General features: G+C 55.4%; 17 protein-coding genes and 1 pseudogene. 13 read left to right on the top strand and 5 right to left on the bottom strand.

What is annotated here, in order from left to right; all coding sequences use genetic code 11:
- Nucleotides 1-82: 82 nt before the first annotated feature.
- Genes KTE_RS16130 through KTE_RS16120 form a run of 3 tightly spaced genes read left to right on the top strand, consistent with a single transcriptional unit; the run spans nucleotide 83 to nucleotide 2614 of the window.
- Entirely contained in the window at nucleotides 83-430 is a 348-nt protein-coding gene (locus tag KTE_RS16130) for a PTS sucrose transporter subunit IIBC (RefSeq protein WP_201369721.1), read from the top strand.
- Between the two features lie 25 nt (nucleotides 431-455).
- On the top strand, nucleotides 456-1493 hold the full coding sequence (holA, locus tag KTE_RS16125) for a DNA polymerase III subunit delta (protein WP_201382548.1): 1038 nt from the start codon (nucleotides 456-458) through the stop codon (nucleotides 1491-1493).
- A gap of 5 nt (nucleotides 1494-1498) precedes the next feature.
- Nucleotides 1499-2614, top strand: coding sequence for a class I SAM-dependent methyltransferase (locus KTE_RS16120; RefSeq protein ID WP_201382546.1), 1116 nt, complete (start codon nucleotides 1499-1501; stop codon nucleotides 2612-2614).
- A 54-nt stretch (nucleotides 2615-2668) separates the two neighbouring features.
- On the opposite strand, the gene KTE_RS16115 is transcribed toward KTE_RS16120, so the two are convergent.
- Nucleotides 2669-3289 carry a hypothetical protein gene (locus KTE_RS16115; RefSeq protein WP_201382544.1) on the bottom strand — a complete coding sequence of 207 codons (621 nt, stop codon included), beginning with the start codon at nucleotides 3287-3289 and terminating at the stop codon, nucleotides 2669-2671.
- A gap of 293 nt (nucleotides 3290-3582) precedes the next feature.
- On the opposite strand from KTE_RS16115, the gene KTE_RS16110 reads away from it, so the two are divergent.
- On the top strand, nucleotides 3583-4038 hold the full coding sequence (locus KTE_RS16110) for a nuclear transport factor 2 family protein (RefSeq protein WP_201382542.1): 456 nt from the start codon (nucleotides 3583-3585) through the stop codon (nucleotides 4036-4038).
- 83 nt (nucleotides 4039-4121) lie between these two features.
- Here the strand turns inward: KTE_RS16110 and KTE_RS16105 are convergent, their stop codons facing one another.
- Nucleotides 4122-4859, bottom strand: a complete 738-nt coding sequence (locus tag KTE_RS16105) for a ThuA domain-containing protein (protein ID WP_201382540.1) — start codon at nucleotides 4857-4859, stop codon at nucleotides 4122-4124.
- Nucleotides 4860-5327: 468 nt separating this feature from the next.
- Between KTE_RS16105 and KTE_RS16100 the strand changes: the two genes are divergently transcribed.
- From KTE_RS16100 to KTE_RS16075, 6 genes and pseudogenes are all read left to right on the top strand, one after another.
- Nucleotides 5328-7499: a copper resistance protein CopC gene (locus KTE_RS16100; protein WP_201382538.1), complete on the top strand. Its 2172-nt coding sequence runs from the start codon at nucleotides 5328-5330 to the stop codon at nucleotides 7497-7499.
- A gap of 47 nt (nucleotides 7500-7546) precedes the next feature.
- Nucleotides 7547-7690 carry a hypothetical protein gene (locus KTE_RS16095; RefSeq protein WP_201382536.1) on the top strand — a complete coding sequence of 48 codons (144 nt, stop codon included), beginning with the start codon at nucleotides 7547-7549 and terminating at the stop codon, nucleotides 7688-7690.
- A gap of 3 nt (nucleotides 7691-7693) precedes the next feature.
- Nucleotides 7694-8269: a DUF2851 family protein gene (locus KTE_RS16090; protein ID WP_201382534.1), complete on the top strand. Its 576-nt coding sequence runs from the start codon at nucleotides 7694-7696 to the stop codon at nucleotides 8267-8269.
- A gap of 94 nt (nucleotides 8270-8363) precedes the next feature.
- Nucleotides 8364-9555 (top strand): annotated as a pseudogene (locus KTE_RS49600) (RNA-guided endonuclease InsQ/TnpB family protein).
- Nucleotides 9556-9604: 49 nt separating this feature from the next.
- Nucleotides 9605-10285 (top strand): hypothetical protein, encoded by a 681-nt coding sequence (locus KTE_RS16080; RefSeq protein ID WP_201382532.1) that lies wholly within the window; start codon nucleotides 9605-9607, stop codon nucleotides 10283-10285.
- Nucleotides 10258-11091, top strand: a complete 834-nt coding sequence (locus KTE_RS16075) for a pseudouridine synthase (protein WP_236600425.1) — start codon at nucleotides 10258-10260, stop codon at nucleotides 11089-11091. Before KTE_RS16080 ends, KTE_RS16075 begins: the two co-directional genes overlap by 28 nt.
- 85 nt (nucleotides 11092-11176) lie before the next feature.
- Here KTE_RS16075 and KTE_RS16070 read toward each other — a convergent pair whose 3' ends face one another.
- Nucleotides 11177-11449: a hypothetical protein gene (locus KTE_RS16070; RefSeq protein ID WP_201382530.1), complete on the bottom strand. Its 273-nt coding sequence runs from the start codon at nucleotides 11447-11449 to the stop codon at nucleotides 11177-11179.
- 242 nt (nucleotides 11450-11691) lie between these two features.
- On the opposite strand from KTE_RS16070, the gene cmk reads away from it, so the two are divergent.
- Complete coding sequence (gene cmk / locus KTE_RS16065) at nucleotides 11692-12378, top strand: (d)CMP kinase (protein WP_201382528.1); 687 nt, start codon at nucleotides 11692-11694, stop codon at nucleotides 12376-12378.
- On the top strand, nucleotides 12375-13187 hold the full coding sequence (locus KTE_RS16060) for a 1-acyl-sn-glycerol-3-phosphate acyltransferase (RefSeq protein ID WP_201382525.1): 813 nt from the start codon (nucleotides 12375-12377) through the stop codon (nucleotides 13185-13187). The genes cmk and KTE_RS16060 overlap by 4 nt, the downstream gene beginning before the upstream one ends.
- A gap of 69 nt (nucleotides 13188-13256) precedes the next feature.
- Here KTE_RS16060 and KTE_RS16055 read toward each other — a convergent pair whose 3' ends face one another.
- Both KTE_RS16055 and KTE_RS16050 read right to left on the bottom strand, forming a co-directional pair.
- On the bottom strand, nucleotides 13257-13499 hold the full coding sequence (locus tag KTE_RS16055; protein ID WP_201382523.1) for a DUF2630 family protein: 243 nt from the start codon (nucleotides 13497-13499) through the stop codon (nucleotides 13257-13259).
- 230 nt (nucleotides 13500-13729) lie between these two features.
- Nucleotides 13730-17428, bottom strand: coding sequence for an ATP-dependent helicase (locus KTE_RS16050; protein ID WP_201382521.1), 3699 nt, complete (start codon nucleotides 17426-17428; stop codon nucleotides 13730-13732).
- Nucleotides 17429-17659: 231 nt separating this feature from the next.
- Here KTE_RS16050 and KTE_RS16045 point away from each other — a divergent pair, with 231 nt between their 5' ends.
- A complete protein-coding gene (locus KTE_RS16045) occupies nucleotides 17660-18373 on the top strand; it encodes a hypothetical protein (RefSeq protein WP_201382519.1) in 714 nt (237 codons plus the stop codon).
- Nucleotides 18374-18377: the final 4 nt, after the last annotated feature.

Raw genomic sequence — 18377 nt, 5'->3', positions numbered from 1 at the left:
TGCCTCAGTTGTCGCACTGGCGAAATTGCCGTATAATTGAAATAGTTTATCGACTCTAACCATCCTTCAGGAGGCTGCTATAATGGCTTTGCATATCAACCCACTTGATGGTATTTTCATTGGTGATTTCTTTGGTTTTCTCATCTCGCTGCCAATCGCGCTCTTTCTCGCGTTCTGGTTTAGCGCGATTAAGCATCGTGTCTTCGCGATTCTCGGGGCACTCCTGGGATCTTTCATTGGCTTCGTAGCGATCTATGCCTGGATTGGTACCCTGGTTTCTGATCCCCCTGTGCTCTCCTCGAATCCCGGTGCGGCCTTCTTCGCCTCGGCGCTCTTCTGCTCCATCCTCGGCCTGGCTGGCGGTGTTTTGGTCGACGTTCTGGTGGCAAGCAGAAGCAACCGCGATTATCGTCGTCCCGCTCACGAATAGCCTTTCGGCTTTAGGCTGCACACGTATGTTCTACCTCCTGCATGGCGATGATGAGTTCACCAGTCGCGAACTTCTCAAAAAGCTGCGTCAACAAAGCGATTTCGGCTTCAACCAGGATACCTATGACGGTACGACGGCGGATCTGAAAACGATTATGATGGCCAGTGGAACACAGCCTTTTCTCTCTGAGCAGCGCCTGGTGGTTATTGATGGACTCCCCAAGAAGAAACGCGGAGAGTCCTCAACCACCTCTGCTGCTCCGCAGGAGGAGGCAGCTAAAGGTGCCAGGGGAAAGCGTGGCAAGAAAGGCGCGAAGGGTGGCGCCCTCACACGTGCCGCCTATGAGAAGGCCCTGGCAGAACACGTTGGTCAGATGCCAGAGAGCACTGTGCTCATTCTCATCGTTGAAGAGGCCCTGGACAAGGCAAATCCCCTGGTCAAGGCCGCCGAGCAGCATGGGAAAGCCACACTGAGCACACAACCCCAGGGCGCACAGCTCGAACGCTGGATCGCTGCCCGCGCCCGCGCCCTGGATGTCAAGATCGCCCCCGAGGCTACAACTTTACTCGCCAACTTTATCGGCAATCAGTTGCGCTTACTGGCCAATGAGCTGCAAAAGCTGGCCACATACGTAGGTCCAGGCGGCACGATTACTGTGCAGGAGGTACGTACTCTCTCGGCACAGGTGCAAGAGGCACGCATCTTCGATCTCACCGATGCCCTGGCCCAGAAGAATCGCAAACAGGCCCTCAATATTCTCCATGACCTTCTGGCCGATGGGGAAGCCCCTCTCAAGCTGATAGGTCTCATCACCTCCCAGGTACGCACCCTGCTCCTGGTCAAGGAACTGGCCCAGAAGGGGATGCGCGGCGGACAGGTCGCCTCTACCCTGGGTATCGCACCCTTTGTGGCGGAGAAAGCCTTGCGCCAGGTGCATAATTTTAGTACGGCCCAGCTCGAACATACCTATCGCCAGCTCCTGGATACTGACGCGGCACTCAAGCGTAGCCGCCTGGAACCAGAGATGGCGCTCGACCTGCTGGTCGTTAACTTCGGCACTTAGAGCACATGCATACAACCACACCACTTCAAGCACATATTCTCGACACCATACGCCAGCATGGCCCCATTCCCTTCGCTGAGTATATGCGGATGGCCCTCTATGAACCAGGACAGGGCTACTATGTCAGCGGCAAGGCACGCGTGGGCTGGGAGGGCGATTTCTTCACCAGTAGTGATGTCTCCGAAATCTTTGCCCACTGTACAGGACGGCAACTGCTCCAGATGTGGGAGATGCTCAAGCAACCTGCGCACTTTCTCGTGTTAGAACAGGGTGCCAATCAGGGCCTCTTAGGAGAGGGCATCCGCGCCTGGGCGAGCCAGGAACACCCCGCCTTTCACCAGGCCTTGCATTACGTGAGCAGCGACATCGGTGCGGGCGAGGATGCCCTCTCAGCCGCTTCTGAACAGGCGCCTACTGTCCTGCTCTCCAATGAGTTGGTAGATGCCTTTCCCGTCCATCTCGTTGAGAAGCGTGACAGTGAGCTATATGAGGTCTATGTAGGCGAACAGAACGGAAGATTGAGCGAGCTGCTCCTGGCGCCCAGTAGTGAGGAAGTCGCGAGCTACCTGGATGACTATAAGATTCCCTGGCGCACCTATCCCGATGGCTGGCGCGCCGAGATTAATCTGGATGCCCGTCATTGGATGAGACGCTCGGCCCAGCTCCTGCTCGGCTCAAATCCCAAACGCAAGCGGCGCGGCTTTCTCCTCGCCATCGATTACGGTGACCTGGCGCGCCAGCTCTATATCCCTGAGCGCTTTACTGGGACGCTGGCTTGCTACTACCAGCACCAGCTCACCGAACGCCCTTTACTGCGCCCCGGAGAGCAGGATATTACCGCGCACGTCAACTTCAGCACGCTCATTGAAGAGGGAAGGCGCCAGGGACTGCGCCTCCACAAATTCACGACGCAGCGCTCCTGGCTCACAGACATGGGGATCTATGACGAACTGGAACGTATCCGTCAGCGCGATTTTGCCGCGCTTGATGACATGCAGAATCGGGCCAGCGACCAGGGCCAGGTACAACTGCTCCAATGGTACAATGTGCGCCAACGCGTCTCCGCGCTGACCAGCCCGAGCGGCCTGGGCGGCTTCAAAGTCTTAATCCTCAAACGCTAAGAGCTGTGCAAGCCAGCATTGAGCGTCGCTCGGGTGGTACCTTGCCTGAAGTCCCTAGCGCTTACGGGGATAGGTATAGTTGTCGTAGCTATGGCTATTGCCAGGGCCCGCGCCTGTTTGCGGAAAACCCACGAGCAGATTATCCCAGATGGTACCACTACTGGTACTGGTAGTCGGGGTCGCGTTGCTCGTATTCGCGCTCAGAAGGCTCACCTGGCTGCTCTGATTGGTATTGAACTGCGCGAGTTGCTGGCTATTCAACTGCAATTGCCCACAGGCCACGCTCGGTCCGGAGGCGTCTCCCCGGCGCACATCAATCCACAATCCCTGTTGTAAGTTGGCGTTGAGATCATTGTGCCCAACCGTTACCATGGCATTTCCTCCCTGGTCTGAAGCCACCGTGCCAATTGTTGCGACTGAGCTGCCTCCGCAACGCCCCTTATCCAGAGTGACCGCGTACTTGAAGTTGTTTTTCAAACCCTGCAATGCCACCTGGAAGTCGCTTCCACCTCCGCTCTGATCAGGGATAAGTTGAGCTGTTCCCGAAGCATTGGAGCCATCCACAGACTTCAACGGCGCATTGCCAGCATTCGCTATATACTCTGGATGAAAGAGAAACACGAGGAACACAATCAAAGCCACAACCAGAAATAGCTGTATCCCCCGACTCAGCATACGCGCCTCCTTAACACTACACAACAACACTACGCATAATCTACAGCTCTGCTATTCTTACATGTAGTATAGATCATTAAAGCGCGTATCGGCAAGATGAATGTTTTTAGTCCTAATACCTTATTAACTTGCTCGTCTTGTTTCTGTCCCAGTGATATTATTCAGCCCAACTTTGAGGGGCGCCTTTTTAGGAGGGATGGTAGGCACAAGCAGGCATCTACTTCTCGCCTCCACAAAGCGTGTCTCTCTTAGAAGCGTTATAACATTCTTGACATAGAGAGGAGCATATCAGGATGAGCGAGAGAGAGATCGAGATCGTGCGTGATTTTATGTCGGCGCTTGACAATAATGAGCAGGACATCTATGAGGGCTACCTATCCGATAACTTTGTTTTCTCGGGCTGGACCCCCAGGCCACTAGACCGACATGGATTTTTAGAGGTTGTACACGCGCTTGAGGAGGGTTTTCCCGGTCTCACCTATAATTTGCATAATGTGTTGGAGGAGGATGAAAATAGAGTCAGTGCGACCTGGCAGGTTACTGGCTATCAAAGTAATTCATTTATTATTCCAGTATTGGGGACGCCACCCATTCCACAAACCGCCCAGAGCATCTCCATGCCCTCAGAGAATGTCATCTACACCCTGGGTGATGAGAAGATACAGCGTATCGAGGTCGAGCAGATTTATGGTGGCGGCATCAAAGGCTTGATCGCGCAATTGGGGATCGATATTCCCATCATACAGTGAAATAGCAGGGATAAAAATGTGATGCGTCCTGGTCGCCTACTGCGACCAGGACGCATCACATTTTTATCCCTTGTCAAATTAGCTTATTTGGAGCCTTCCAGGGCGGGAGTATTGCCAAAGACGCGGGGCAGTCCAGGTGTGGGAGCAGCCCAGTGCACGCCATTCACAATCACACGCTGCACATCTTTATTATGATAAGTTGGCAACGTTTCGTGGCCAGGGCGGAAATAGAAGATCTTGCCGCGACCTCGTGTATAGCAGGCACCACTACGGAAGACCTCTCCACCAGTAAACCAGCTAATAAAGACTAGCGTCTCGGGGGCGGGAATGTCGAAGTGCTCGCCGTACATCTCCTCCTCTTCGATCTCAAAGTAGTCACCCAGGCCCTCAGTAATGGGGTGTCCTGGCGCGACCACCCAGAGACGCTCACGATCACCGCTCTCGCGCCACTTGAGGTCGCAGGTGGTGCCCATCAACTTACGGAAGATTTTGGAGAAATGCCCAGAATGCAACACGATCAGACCCATACCATCCAGTACGCGCTTGTACACGCGCTCGACGATCTCATCGCTGACATCGCCATGTGCCATGTGCCCCCACCAGGTCAGCACATCCGTTGAATCCAGCACTTCCTGGGTCAGGCCATGCTCTGGCTCATCAAGGGTAGCAGTGCGCACCTCCAGGTCTGCCTCGCTGAGGAAACCAGCGATAGTTTTATGAATACCTTCCGGATAGTGCTTCTGAACCTCTTCGCTGTGGCGTTCGTGGCGAAACTCGTTCCACACTGTTACACGTAGTTTCGTGGATGAACTTGCAGTCATCGCACCCTCTTTCTAGCTTCTCTACATGCACTTATTTTCACTACAGCCCTCGCCAACTCCTGTAGGCAAGGGCCAGTTCACCTTCATTGTAACACTTGCGCTCAGCAATCAACCAGGCATACCCATAATCAGAACAGAGCCGTAACATTATCCAGGTGAAACTTGTCTAACAGTACCCACGTACATATAGAGCCTAATATGTTGCGACATACGGCTGCCTGAGGTACAATCCACATACATACATCTATCCAAACTTCCTGTCCGTGTAAAACTAAGATATATTTGTTCCACAAAATAGGTATGCGTATAGCTGGTAGCTGCATGTACTGGCTGTTTTTTTAAGATCTTATTCCGAAACCCAACGTCACTGGCGTACCTAGCATTTCCCCCATTCGGGGGCACAGCGGCCGCGCGCTCAGGGTTTTCGGATCAGAAGTAGATAGAGAAAAGTAAGGCTTCAAGGTCATCATGCAAAAGCGCAGACTGCTTGTTATTTTACTCTCATGTATCCTGGCTCTGGTGATGCATATGGGCTGGCTGCTCTGCACGCCCCCACCAGTGGCGCAGGCGCATGCCTTCGTCATTGGTTCTGACCCGGTCGATGGCTCAACAATCGCCAAAGTCCCCAGCGTCGCACACATCACTTTTAATGCTCCAATCAGTACACTCAGTAGCGCGCATATTTACTCGCTACAGAAGGGAACGCTTGTCGATGTTACCGATGGACAGGCCAGCGTCTCTCATGCCAATCCACACCAGCTCAACATTCCCCTCCAGTCCCCCGATTCTCTGCCCGAAGGTAGCTATGAAATCAAGTGGGTCGCGGTCGCGGCGAATGATGGACAAACAACCAACGGTATTATTGGCTTTGATGTCGCGGTCTCCAGCCTGGGTATCTCGGGGCAGAAGGTGCTTGGTCCGGCAACAAGCAATAACCTCTATGGCACAGGAGGCTCTCGCCAGTTCACGACTCTGAGTATCCTGAGCGTAGGCTGGGACTGGCTCGTTCTCATCGCGCTCACTTTCTGGATAGGCCTGCTCATCACAGAGAACTGGATTCTTGCCAGGCAATCACGTATTCAATCGTTGCTTGAACGCGCCCGCAAGCGCACAACCTCTCTCCAATGGCTCTGCTTATGTGCGCTGCTGATTGGCGAGTGTGTGACCTTTATCCTGCGCGTGGCCCAGATGTCGCAGACGCTTGATAGCAGCTTCTCTTTCAGCGCTATGCTCGCCATGCTCCTGCAAACCACGTACGGTATGCTGCTCATCATCCGCCTGGCGCTGATCCTCGTCGCGATGGGCCTCCTCTATTGGACGCGGCGCTTAAACCTGAAGAACTATCCAGCCACTCCCACCCCGCGCCTGGTCACACGCACCGGAGCGTTGGGTTCAATCACAGGCTCCCTCAGTCCAGTCACAGGGCAGCTTGGTATTGTCACTAGCGCGACGCGTGCGCTGAACACAACGGGTGCCAGCATTACCAGTTCGCTGAAGCAACCTACCGGCTCAAATCCAGGCAAGAAGGCCTCAAACCCTGGGAAGCGCTCATCCAATCCAGGGACGACGCGTAGCCTGACGCACGATACGCGCGAAGTAGTACGCGATCAGGAGAGCAGGCCGGGCAGGCTCGCTCCTTCACAACATGGCTACGCGCCAATATGGCTCGCCCTGGGCGGCTTGATCCTGCTCACGCGTTCGCTCTCAAGCGAGGCCGCGCAGGTCTTGCAACCACATGCCAGCGCGGTCCTCTTCGATTGGATCAGCCTGGTCAGCCTTGGCATATGGTTGGGTGGGCTCACCTACCTGGGCTTTATCCTGTTTCCGCTCCTCTCAGCAGTTGAGCGAGATCACTACGCCGACGCCCTGGTGGTCATCCAGCGACGCTTCACGCCCTTCCAGCTGGGTAGTATCGCGGCGCTCCTGGCAAGCGGTTTCTACCTCTGCGAAGCCAGCATTCCGAACCGAGAGGCGTTCTTGCAAGATCCCTATGGGCGCACGCTACTGGTCCTGTTTGTGCTCCTCGTGCTGATGTTGATCTTTAGCTGGGTCGGCATGGCGGTATTACGGCCTAAGTTGATGCGCCAGGCGCTCTTCCTACCGGTCGTCACCTCCGACCTGCCCACGCGCCGCGCTCGCCAGTCCGTCTTGCTTAACACAGGGCGCACGCTAAAACAGGTGGTCAGCGCGCAGTCGATCATAGGCACCGGTGTGCTGCTCTGCCTGGCGCTTCTGGCCTTTTACGCACCCCCTATTGTCTATCCCGAGGTAAACTACAGCGCCAGTATGTCTCAAGCAGCTAGCGCCCCGGCTACGCAGACGCGCCAGGTAGGCGATCTCTCGCTCTCGCTACTGGTGACGCCAGCCAGGCTCAACGAGAGTAATACAGCGGTCCTGACCATCAAAGATGCAGCGGGGCAGCCCGTCACCGATGCCCAGGTAACACTCACCCTCAACATGGTGGTCATGGATATGGGAACGACACAGGCAGTCGTCAAAGGCAACGGCAGCGCAACCTATGTTGCCGTCTTTGACAAGCAGCAGACATTTAGCATGAGTGGTGTCTGGACGATTGATGTCAAGGTCGCACGGACCGGACATGATCCAGTCCAAACACAGTTCCAGATAAATATCAATTGATCAAGAATGTAGACGAAGTTAGTTTGAAGGTGGGAGGCGGTTCTTCGATGACAACACCAGAGCATCAATCTACGGGGAAAGCGCGAGCGCTCGCCGCTCGCGCCATCGCTGAAGCAACAGAACAGGCCATTCGCGGCACTATCAAGCAGGTCAAAGCGGTAAGCGCCACGAAAAAGCGCAGAGAGCGGTAAGCGATGCTTCTCCTTGCCGAGCAGTCATACAGGCATCTGCCGGATGAGATAGAGGTTGCGCGCCGCTGGTGGCACCTGCCCCTGGATACGCTTCTACCTCTAGATACGGGCGAGACTTATCAACTCCTCTTCTCCGGGCACCTGGGCGGCTCGAAAGGTCCAGATATACGCGACGCGGTCCTACGCCCCCTGGCATCTTCCTCGCCGCTAGCCCCGGCTGGCCTGCGCCAGGTCCTCCAGGCTCCGCGCCTCTGTGGCGATGTTGAGTTTCATGTGCGCGCCAGCGATTGGTATAATCATCACCACGAGAGCGATAGGCGCTACAACCGGGTTATACTACACGTCGTCCTGCGCTACGATATCACTCAGCCTATTCTGCGCCAGGATGGGCTAAGCATTCCCACCTGCACCCTGGCAGACCTGCCCGCCGAGGAGCAGGCCCTACAGCTTCTAGGAGCAGGCCTGCCCCCCTGGCCTTGCCAGGAGATCATACCAGCCCTGACAGAGAGTGAGCGCCAGCAACTCCTCTATCGAGCAGGCCTACCACGCTTTGAGCAAAAGAGGTTTCAACAGTATTGAAAAAGCGAGGAAAATAGGGTAAGATGTAGTTGTAGAACATATGTTTTAAACAACAACCTGATTCGAGCAGCGGTTCTGTGAAAGGATGTGAGGGATGATCAAGGCGCATAAGATCAGACTGCATCCGACACCGGAGCAGGTGGTGTACTTTGCCAAAGCCGCCGGGACCGCACGCTTTGTCTGGAACTGGGCATTGGCTGAGTGGAACCGCCAATATGAGGCCGGGGGAAACCCCACCGCCTTCAAGCTCAAGAAGCAGTTTAACGAGATCAGGCGCGAGCAATTCCCCTGGACTTGGGAGATCACCAAGAACGCCTCTGATCAGCCCTTTCTCGATTTGGGCAAGGCGTTTACCGCATTCTTTGAGGGCCGTGCACGCCGCCCGAAGTTCAAAAGCAAGAAGCGCAGTACGCCGAGTTTCTACCTTGCCAACGATCAGTTTGAACTGGGTGATCACCGCATGTGGATCCCCAAGCTCGGCTGGGTGAATATGGCCGAGAAGCTCCGGTTTGAGGGCCGGGTGAAGGGGGTACGCATCACCAAAACAGCCGAGTGGTGGTTTGTGTCCATCCAGGTCGAAATGCCAGAGACCCTGCCGGAGAACAAGCCAGCGGCCATAGGGATCGACGTGGGTCTCAACCGACTGGCGACCTTGAGTACGGGAGAGGGAATCGAGAACCAAGCCTTCCTCAAAACGGCTCTGGGGAAACTCCGTCGGGCCAACAAGCGGCTCCACCGCAGGAAGGCGGGATCCCGCGAATCGGGAGAAAGCACGTCGACAGGTGGCACGGCTGCATTATCGGATTACCTGTCTGCGCGATGATGTGCTCCACAAGCTGACCACTAGGCTCGCCACCTGTTATGGGATCATTGGCATTGAGGATCTCCACCTCAAAGGGTTACTGAAAAATCGCACGCTGGCTCGCTCGCTTTCGGACGCGGCGTTCGGCAAACTGCTCTCTCTGCTGACCAGCAAAATGGAGCAGCGAGGCGGGCAGGTGATCAAAGTGGACCGCTTCTTTCCATCGAGTAAAACCTGCCATTGCTGCGACTGGAAGTGGGAAACCATGCAGTTGTCGGACCGCGTGTTCCTCTGCCAGAACCCCGAATGTGCGTACTACCAATTCGCGCAGGAGAGAGATCATAACGCGGCGTTGAATATCTTGCAGGAAGCCCTCCGCTTGATCGGGCTCATTGATCAAGCCGTCTCCGGTACTGGCTCGGACGAAGACGCAAACGCGGGCTGTGGACGCGGGGTAAGACCAAAAATGTGCCGGTCACATTGAGGCACCTACGAATGAAGCAGCAACAACGAAATTTGGTGTGGGTGTGTGCTTGCATACATTTGCATACGAAAATCGGAGCAGCGAGCTATTCAGTACACAGCTACGTGCGCTCTCTACGCCCAAACATGACGACGAGACCCTCTACGATCACTACCTTTTGCCAGCCCTCGGCGAGGGCCTGGCCTATGGGCGCGACCGGGCCTTCTTCCGCGCTACATCTCTACGGCTCATGGGCCTTCCTGGCATCCTTCCCGAACCGGAGGGGCGCGCCACACGGCCAGCCCCCCTAGACGCCCAGCGCCTACGTGCGCTCCGTCACCTCATCGAGCAGGCCCAGATAACGCCACTCTGGCAGCGTTTACGAACTGTACTCACACCAGGAGAGGCGCATGATAGCCTACCCAGTATCTGGCCGCTCCGGCGTATCTTCACCCGGCTCAATCTCAGTCTTGCACGCACTGATATACTAGTTTGCAATGTGGTCCTGCCCTTCGCGGCAGCCGTCGCTCTACGCGAACAAGATATTGTACTATATGAATGCGCGCGCCAGTTCTACACCAGCTATCCAGACCTGCCATCCAACCAGGTAACACGTATGATGAGCGCGCAGCTTCAGCTACCTGGTGAGCCAGGAGGAGCCTGTCAGCAACAGGGACTACATTATATTTATCAACAAACCTGCCGCACCAAGGAGTGTACGCAGTGTATCGCGGGTCGAAAGGCATTATGAAGCAGAGAGAACAAGCGGGTTCCGACATGCCCGAGGAATTATCAGCACAGGGGCAAGCGAGCAATCAGGAAGCCCAGGGTGAGCGCCTGGCTCGCTTTCTGGCCCACGCGGGCGTGGCATCGCGTCGCCATGCCGAGGAACTGATCGCCCAGGGACGGGTGCGCGTCAATGGTACCACCATCACCGCGCAAGGCACACGTGTGCAGCCGGGCCAGGACCGCATCGTGGTTGACGGGAAAGAGATCCAGGCGAAGGCGCCGCATACCTATCTGCTGCTCCATAAACCTGCGGGCTACGTCAGCACCGTCAGCGATCCCGAGGGGCGCGCTACAGTTCTGGACCTGCTTCCACCCGAGCTGCGTAGTCTGCGCCTCTACCCGGTAGGGCGCCTGGACCGCGACACCAGTGGACTCTTACTGCTTACCAATGATGGAGCTTTCGCCCAGCACCTGACCCACCCACGCTATGAGAAAGAGAAGCACTACGAGGTCCAGGTCAAAGGCATCCCCACGGAGCGCACGCTGCAAGCTCTGCGCGACGGGGTGACCTTCACCGAGGACGATGGCAAGCACTACACCAGCTCGCCCGCACGCGTGCGCAAGCTCTCTAGCACAGAGCAAAGTAGCTGGCTGACGCTGACCATTCACGAAGGACGCAAGCGCCAGGTACGCCGTATGCTCCAGGCCGTCGATCACCCCGTTCTGCAACTCAGGCGCGTAGGACTCGGTCCTCTGACCCTCCGGGGAGTCGCACTCGGCAAATGTCGTCATCTAACCCCTGCTGAGATCCAGGCTTTACTTAGATAGCCTCTTCTGCTTATACAAAGCAGTCAGTCTTGGTTACTTTTCTCATAATGGACAACTCATAGTGCTAAATAAACTTTCTTATCCTTTATTTCCCATCATATTTTTGCTTCTGACGGCCATTTATTTCTAGCTTGGTAAGGCTTTGTTGTATGGTGTATGGCTCTAGTTTTTTAGAGCCCTCGCCTTCAGACAGAGACGCAGAACGTCTTCGGGAAATATCGAGAAGAATGCAAGTAAGAAGTGCCCAGCATAAAAGAATAGCCACTCGATAAGGGAAAAATGAGAAGAAAAACACGCATAAAACGAAAGCGATGAGAAGGGAAATCAAGCTCACAATCATGACAATTTTTCTACTCATGACAGTTTTTCTCTTTCTTCCTGACTTTACTGAAAGCCAAAGACTAAACAAACATGTGATATACAATATGCCTACTCAATAAAACGCAGAATATGTTTATAATTCAAACATTGCGCTTTTCTTTGACCATTAAAATACGTTATTCCGATGCTCATGTGCAAGGAACTAAGCTAGCTAGCCTGCGGCGTCCATCAATGACGTGTGATATAATCCCCTTGATATAAACACAAAGTGGAGGACTCATGCGAGAGCCGGGGTGTATCGCCATTGATGGACCAGCTGGCGCAGGAAAAAGTACCATAGGAGAACACTTGGCCAGGCGGCTGGGCTATCTATACTGCGATACAGGAGCGATGTATCGCGCCATTGCCTGGCTTGCCTTACAAAAGGGAATAGATCTGAACGATGGTCCCACGCTTGGCAAGTTAGCTGAGCAGAATATCATTCTTATTAGCAAGCCCGAGATCGCCGATGGGCGTCAATATACTGTCATCATTCAGGGTCATGATATTACCTGGGATATTCGCAGCACACAGGTTGGACGCGCCGTCTCGCCCGTCTCGGCACATCCACAGGTGCGCTCTATTTTGATCGCCCAGCAGCGAGCCATTGGCTTGCAAGGGCATATTGTCATGGTTGGACGCGACATTGGTTCGGTGGTCATGCCCGACGCGGATCTTAAGATCTATCTGACCGCCAGCTTGCGCGAGCGCGCCCGTCGCCGCCATACAGAGATGGTCGAGCGCATGGGTGAACATAATCCCGCGCTCCCCAGTCTGGAAGAAGTCATGAGCGACGTTGAGCGCCGCGATAACACTGATCGCAAAAACATGCAACCAGCGAAGGACGCTATTATCATCGAGACAGATAATCTCGGCATCGAGCAGGTGCTAGATAAAATTTGTCACTATGTGGAGGGAAACAAATGAACCAGGAGCAGCAAGCTCAGCCGTCCCCCCAGACGCCTCCGCCCACTGGCACAAATGGCAGTGACGGCCAGGAGGCACCCCAGAAGACCGTCGTCCAGGCCCCCCTGCCCAAGGCGAAACCTGAGAAGAATCTCTATGATCCGTATGTGACCCCAACAGTGCTCTATAACGCCATCCGCACAGTGGCGATCATTCTACTCTCGCTTGTCTCGCGTATCAAGCTACGTAGTCGCTACAACATTCCTAAAGAGGGTCCCTTTATCATTGCCAGCAACCATCTCTCCTGGACCGACGTTCCCCTGGTCCCCCTCTTCATTCCAGGAAAAGTCGTCTATATGGCGAAAGAAGAGCTTTTTCATGGCAAGGTTGGCTGGCTGGTGCGCTTCCTGGGAGCCTTCCCCGTCAAGCGAGGTGAGGCCGACCGTCGAGCGCTCCGCGCGGCTGATGAACAGCTCAAGAAGGGCAAAATCTTTGTTATCTTCGCTGAAGGCACACGTAGCCGCTCCCATACCCTCGCCAAGGGCAATAATGGTATGAGCTACATCGCGCTGCGCTCTGGCGTCCCCGTGCTTCCTGTCGCCATTCATGGCAGCGAAAACGTCCTGAAGAAGTTTGGCGCGAAGGTGACGATTACCTACGGTAAGCCAATCGTCTTTACGCCGAAGAATGGCAAGAAGGTTACCAACGAGGACATTGAAGAGACCACGAAAACGATCATGTATAGTATCGCGTCGATGCTGCCCGCGCAGTATCGCGGCGTCTATAGCGATCTACCTCCTGAGTTCGCGGAGAAAGCCCCCCGCGACTAAGCGAGCAGCATAAAACAATAAGAGAATGTGGGAAGGGCGTCGCAAAAGCGACGCCCTTCCCACATTCTCTTATTGTTTGTAGTTCTCAACAATATTGGGGTCACGCACCTGGGCTGCATCAGGATCTTGCCCCACGTTGCGGCGCGCGCGGCGCTGACGCAAGAGGTCCCAGCACTGGTCTAGCTGGACTTCTAACTGGTGAATACGCTCATGCTGATCGTCCTGTAACTCCCCATTCTCCTTCTTCTGCATCAGCTCATGCTCTTCGTTGACCAGTTCTTCTATATGTCTGAGAATACCTTGATCGTTCATACAATTCCGCCTTTCTCCTGTGACACACTCTAAAATAGCCCGCACACAAGGTGTGTTTCTCTACATTCTACCCCATTATTCGTGACTGGCGCATCGCTATAAGTAACACCATGCGTAGTGTATTTGCGTGACACCACACACTCCCTACCACCTATGGCCTTGGTAACAGATGGAGTGCGTGCTGGCGACTGCTGGTTGCCAGCACGCACTCCATCTGTTGCCAAGTATCTCTATGCTGGGCAGATAAAGAAGAATGGGCAGGTGGGGCAGCGGGAGGGTTCCGCGGGGCGCGCGGGATACTCGTCGCGTTCAATGCCCTCGATACATTGCTCCAGTTCGCCGTAGAGGCTCTGCTCCTTCTTCTCGGTCAACTTCATAGGTATGGTCTCGCCAGTGCTCATATTATGGCTGTGGAGTTCGACCGGGCGCCCAGGATGGTGCTGGCGCGATGCCAGTGTATAGAAGAATTCACGTGTGTCTGCCTTCGGCTTCTCCTTGCTCTTGCCATAGCGCGTGCGCACAAAGCGTAATGGCCCCTCCTCCTGTGGCTGCGAAGAGCTCTCAATACGATCCACGGTCACGCGTACGGAGCGACCAGCGAGGTCCACATGCAGGCTCTCGCGCATGGACCATTGGGTCTCGCTCTGCGTTACCAGCTTCTGGCGTATTCCCTCTACGACCTCAATACCATGCGCTTCATACATAGGCGCGAAGGGCATATCTTCCCCTCCCAGTTCGCGCCAGTGTCGCTTGTAAAGCGCTTCCAATTCCTCAAACGTGGGCAAGGTCCCCTGGCTATCAGCCATACTCGCCAGTTGTTTATGCAGCACTTCAACCGTTTGCTGGGTTGCCTGGCGGAAGAGGCGGTAGGCATCGGCATCACCATCGAAATGATAGACCGTACTGTAGGCATATTGACGAGGACAGCGGCGATACATCTCTACCAAAGACGAGCTGAGGTCAGTGGGGCGCATTCGATCCAGAAAGCGCTCGCCAGGCTGTATCGAGATCGGCTTGAGGGATTCCTCTACACGCTCCTCAATCTCGCCATGGGCCTCCCAGGCGAGTTGCGTCAAACGTTCCTGGGGCATCGCGGCCTCCAGGGGATCAAGGAAGAGGGAGCGCTTATACGACTTCTTGCCATAACGCTCGCTATAGCTCAGCACCAGGTGATCGCGCGCGCGTGTTGCACCAACATAAAAGAGGCAGGCTTCACCGCTATCATGAGCGGCGCGCCCAGTGTTTTCCGCTAGCAGCATTCCATCAGGCGCGTTGACAGCGCTTGAGCGATAGGTCAGGGGAAATCTATTCTGCACCAGGCCCGGCATATACACCACAGGAAACTCCAGTCCCTTGCTGGCGTGGACCGTCATGACCTGGATGATATTCGCCTCTTCTTCGTCCTCGCCCTCACCACTTTCACGCGTGGCCCCATCCTGGCGCAACACCACTAGCATACTAAGGTACTCCAAAAAGCCCTTCAGGCGCGCCTCCATAGAGAGCTCTTCCAGGGATACAACCTCCTGGGCCAGGACCCGGCGCCGCGCCTCCAACTGCTGGTCATAATGCCTCGCTAGTTGGAGCAAGCGATCATAATCCAGCAGCAGGCCTTTCGCGACCTCGTCCTCCGGGTAGCGCAGGAGATCACGCACCAGGCTGGTCTCCTGGAGGAGATACTGGCTCATACAGGTCCAGGTATCATTACACTGCTGCAAGGCACGCATACTGCTGACCTGGCGCTGCATGGCCGATCTTCCCTCTGCGCTGATGTCAAGAGAAAACTCTTCGCTGAGCAGCAGGCTGCGTGGACTGACCTGGCGCTCGCGAGCGGATAGCAAGAGGACCTCTATATCCTCCTGACTGAAGCGATAATCGGGCAGGCGCGCCACGCGCAACAGCCCCATGCCGCTCTCATTGCTCAACAACAGCAGCATCCCCAGCGCGTCCTTTATGTGCTCCTGTTCCAACGTGCCAGCGCGTTCGTGAGTGGGCAAGTCCGCCTCCAGTAGGGCACGCGTGATCTTCTGGGCCTGGCTTCGCGTCCGGCAGAGCACCATCATATCTTTATAGTTATACCCCTGGCGGCGTTTATGCTGAATATCCGCGATGATGCCCGCGACCTCGCTGGCCTCATTGCTCGCCTGGGCGAGTGTAACATATGGTCCGGTCTCTGCCACACGCACCGGCTGATTTTTGCCTGGCTCCTGGCCCTTATCCAGGTAGCTACAACGAAAAGCCTCCGCCAGAGAGACGAGATCCGGGCGCGAGCGATAGTTACGGCTGAGCGGTAGGATCACCGCACCGGGGAAGTCCTGGGCAAACTGGCTGATATTCGCGGGTGAGGCGCCCCGAAAGCCATAGATGGCCTGATTCGCGTCTCCTACAACCCAGACGCGACCGGCCTCGCCTGCCAGCACACGTAAGAGGACGCCACTGGCTCTATTCATATCCTGAAACTCATCAACCAGGACATACTGATACACCTGCTGCTGTTCCGCCAGCACCTCTGGATGCTCGCGAAGCAGGCGTACCGTCAGCAGCAAGAGGCCACCAAAATCGCAGTCGCCACGCCGCCCCAGGGCCTGCTCGTAAAGCGTATAGACCTGGGCAATCTCCAGGGCCTTCTCTGCGCGCTCAAGGACCTCAGTATCATCCTGTCCCTGCGCCAGCTCAAACATAGTTTGCGCCAGGCGCGTATACTCCTCGGGCGTTATCAGTTCATCTTTCGCCCTGGAAATGGCTTTGAGCATATCGGGAAAATAAAAGGTAGGTGCACTCAATTTGACATAGTGTTTTAAGCGCATGGAGTGCGACAACTGGCGCAGAAGGAAGTAGCCCTCGGCCTCATCCAACAGAGTAAAGCCCGGGCGCAGACCAACTAACTCGCCATAGCGGCGCAAGAGATCGGCGCAGAAGGCATGGAAGGTGCTGACTTTCGGTAACTGCCGGGTCAAGACCTGAGCTAAACGTTCCTCCATCTCCTGGGCGGCCTTGCGCGAGAAGGTCAGGGCCAGAATCTGCGCTGGAGGCACCTGGAGCGTACGCACCATATATTCGATGCGCCCAATTAACGTACTGGTCTTTCCGCTTCCAGGCCCCGCGACAATCAGGGCTGGCGTCGGTGCCTCAATGGCCGCTTGCTGGTAGGTATCATAGCGCTTTTTGGCGGGACTGGAGGGCTGTGCCGCTGGCTTTGGGGCCTGGGGTGGGAGCGGCTTACTAAGTAGGGCGTCTTGCAGAAAGCCGGCCAGGCGATTGAGCATCGCGGCCTGTGAGACGCCGAAGCTGGCCGCCAGAGAGGCTGGCGCGACCTGTTCCTCCAGGTAGAGTCTGCGTACGCGCTCGCGTGGCATCAGCAATTCGGCGGCAAAGAGATTCGCGGCCAACTCCCGCTGGCTACGGGGATCATAGGTGAGTCCGAGACCCAGCGTCTCCTGGAGATGATCCTGGTCCAGCAAGTGCAGGTTCATGTCCTGCTCCTGACAGGGATCGGCACGTGTTGGCAGTGATAAAGCGGGTGTAGGAATAGACAGCAGGGTCTGTTGATAGCGCTCGGTCTCTGGCACCTGGCTCTCTTGTAGTGCTTGCTCGACCTCCTGGACCAGTTGCTGAATACGCGTAGTCCCCTGGCAATGCAGGATGGCATGCCCCAGTTCATGAGCCAATGTAAAGCGACGCAGCGTCTCATGCATATCCCGGCACAACCAGATCAGGTTTTCCTCCTCGTCGGGGTCCATAAAACCAAAGGTGCCATCCGGGTAATCTACGGGGTGAAATGTCTCTACATTCAGCTCAAGCCAGTGTACAAGCTCGTCTAGAGGGGTCTCGTCCTCTGTCCAGGAGGGATATTCTCTCCGAAAGGAGTGAAGCGCCAGTTGCGCCGCCCTTTCGGCAAAGGTAAACCAATAGCTCTCTATCTCGCGATCCATTGCTCTCCATCTCGCCTTCAACCGCAAACATCCACGGGTAGCTTATTCGCACTCCTCATTTTACCATATTTACTATTATTAGTGTCTGGGGTGGGCAGAGAGGCACTGGGCAAATGCCAGTGCCTCTCTGCCCACCCCAGGTGCTAATCTTCTTGTGCATGACATCTCACGTTCTGATATAATGTGTCGAATATAAGAACTAGCCTTACAGCGAAACTAAAGGAGTACGCCATGCAAGCAGAAGAAATCCTTGCGCAGGCCAGGTCCGGTGCCTATCCAAGCAACTGGACAGTTTTTCCAATTCTTCGTAAAAAGCTCCAGTGGGGTATTGCGGGTTGGGCCTTTGGCACTATTATAGGGCTGGGGCTATTCGCGCTCGTGCTACCCATCGTCATTCCCGATAACTTTCAGCGTGGTCCGATCCTGATTATCTTTACTCTGCTTATGCTCGGAATGTTTCTCTTTATCGGGCTGGGCAGCCTCTGGACGCTGGTGGTCGACATCAAACGTCTTTTTACATCTGACAAACATATCTTTGTCTTCACCCCGGAAAATTTTGTCAAGCAAGAGGGTAACAAAGTCATCCAGGTCCCGATGGAAAACGTTGAGCATATCACCGCGCGTGGCGTGCGCAGTGCCAGTCGTACGATTAGCGAGGATGAGCAGGTAACGGTGCGCTCGCTGCCCACAATGGGTGAAAATATCGCTGGCTTCTTCGTGGGACGCGGCGCCACCAGGAGTGGCCGCCAGTGGCAGAACAAGCGCACGCGCACACCGGTATCGCTTGCCTTCCTCAACACAGAGAATGACAAGCAGGTCATCGTCGTACGCGATGAGGCGTATGGTAACCCGGAGGAGATTGGTGAGATACTGAAAGAGTACGCCGGGCGCAGACATACCAACGTAGCTCAGCACCAGGCCTCCTCGATTTCCCAGGGCGAATAACACG

It is taken from the genome of Ktedonobacter sp. SOSP1-85 (assembly GCF_016587415.1).
Taxonomy (GTDB): domain Bacteria; phylum Chloroflexota; class Ktedonobacteria; order Ktedonobacterales; family Ktedonobacteraceae; genus Ktedonobacter.
Note: the sequence above shows the minus strand (reverse complement) of the source record. Positions and strands in the feature narration are given on the sequence as shown.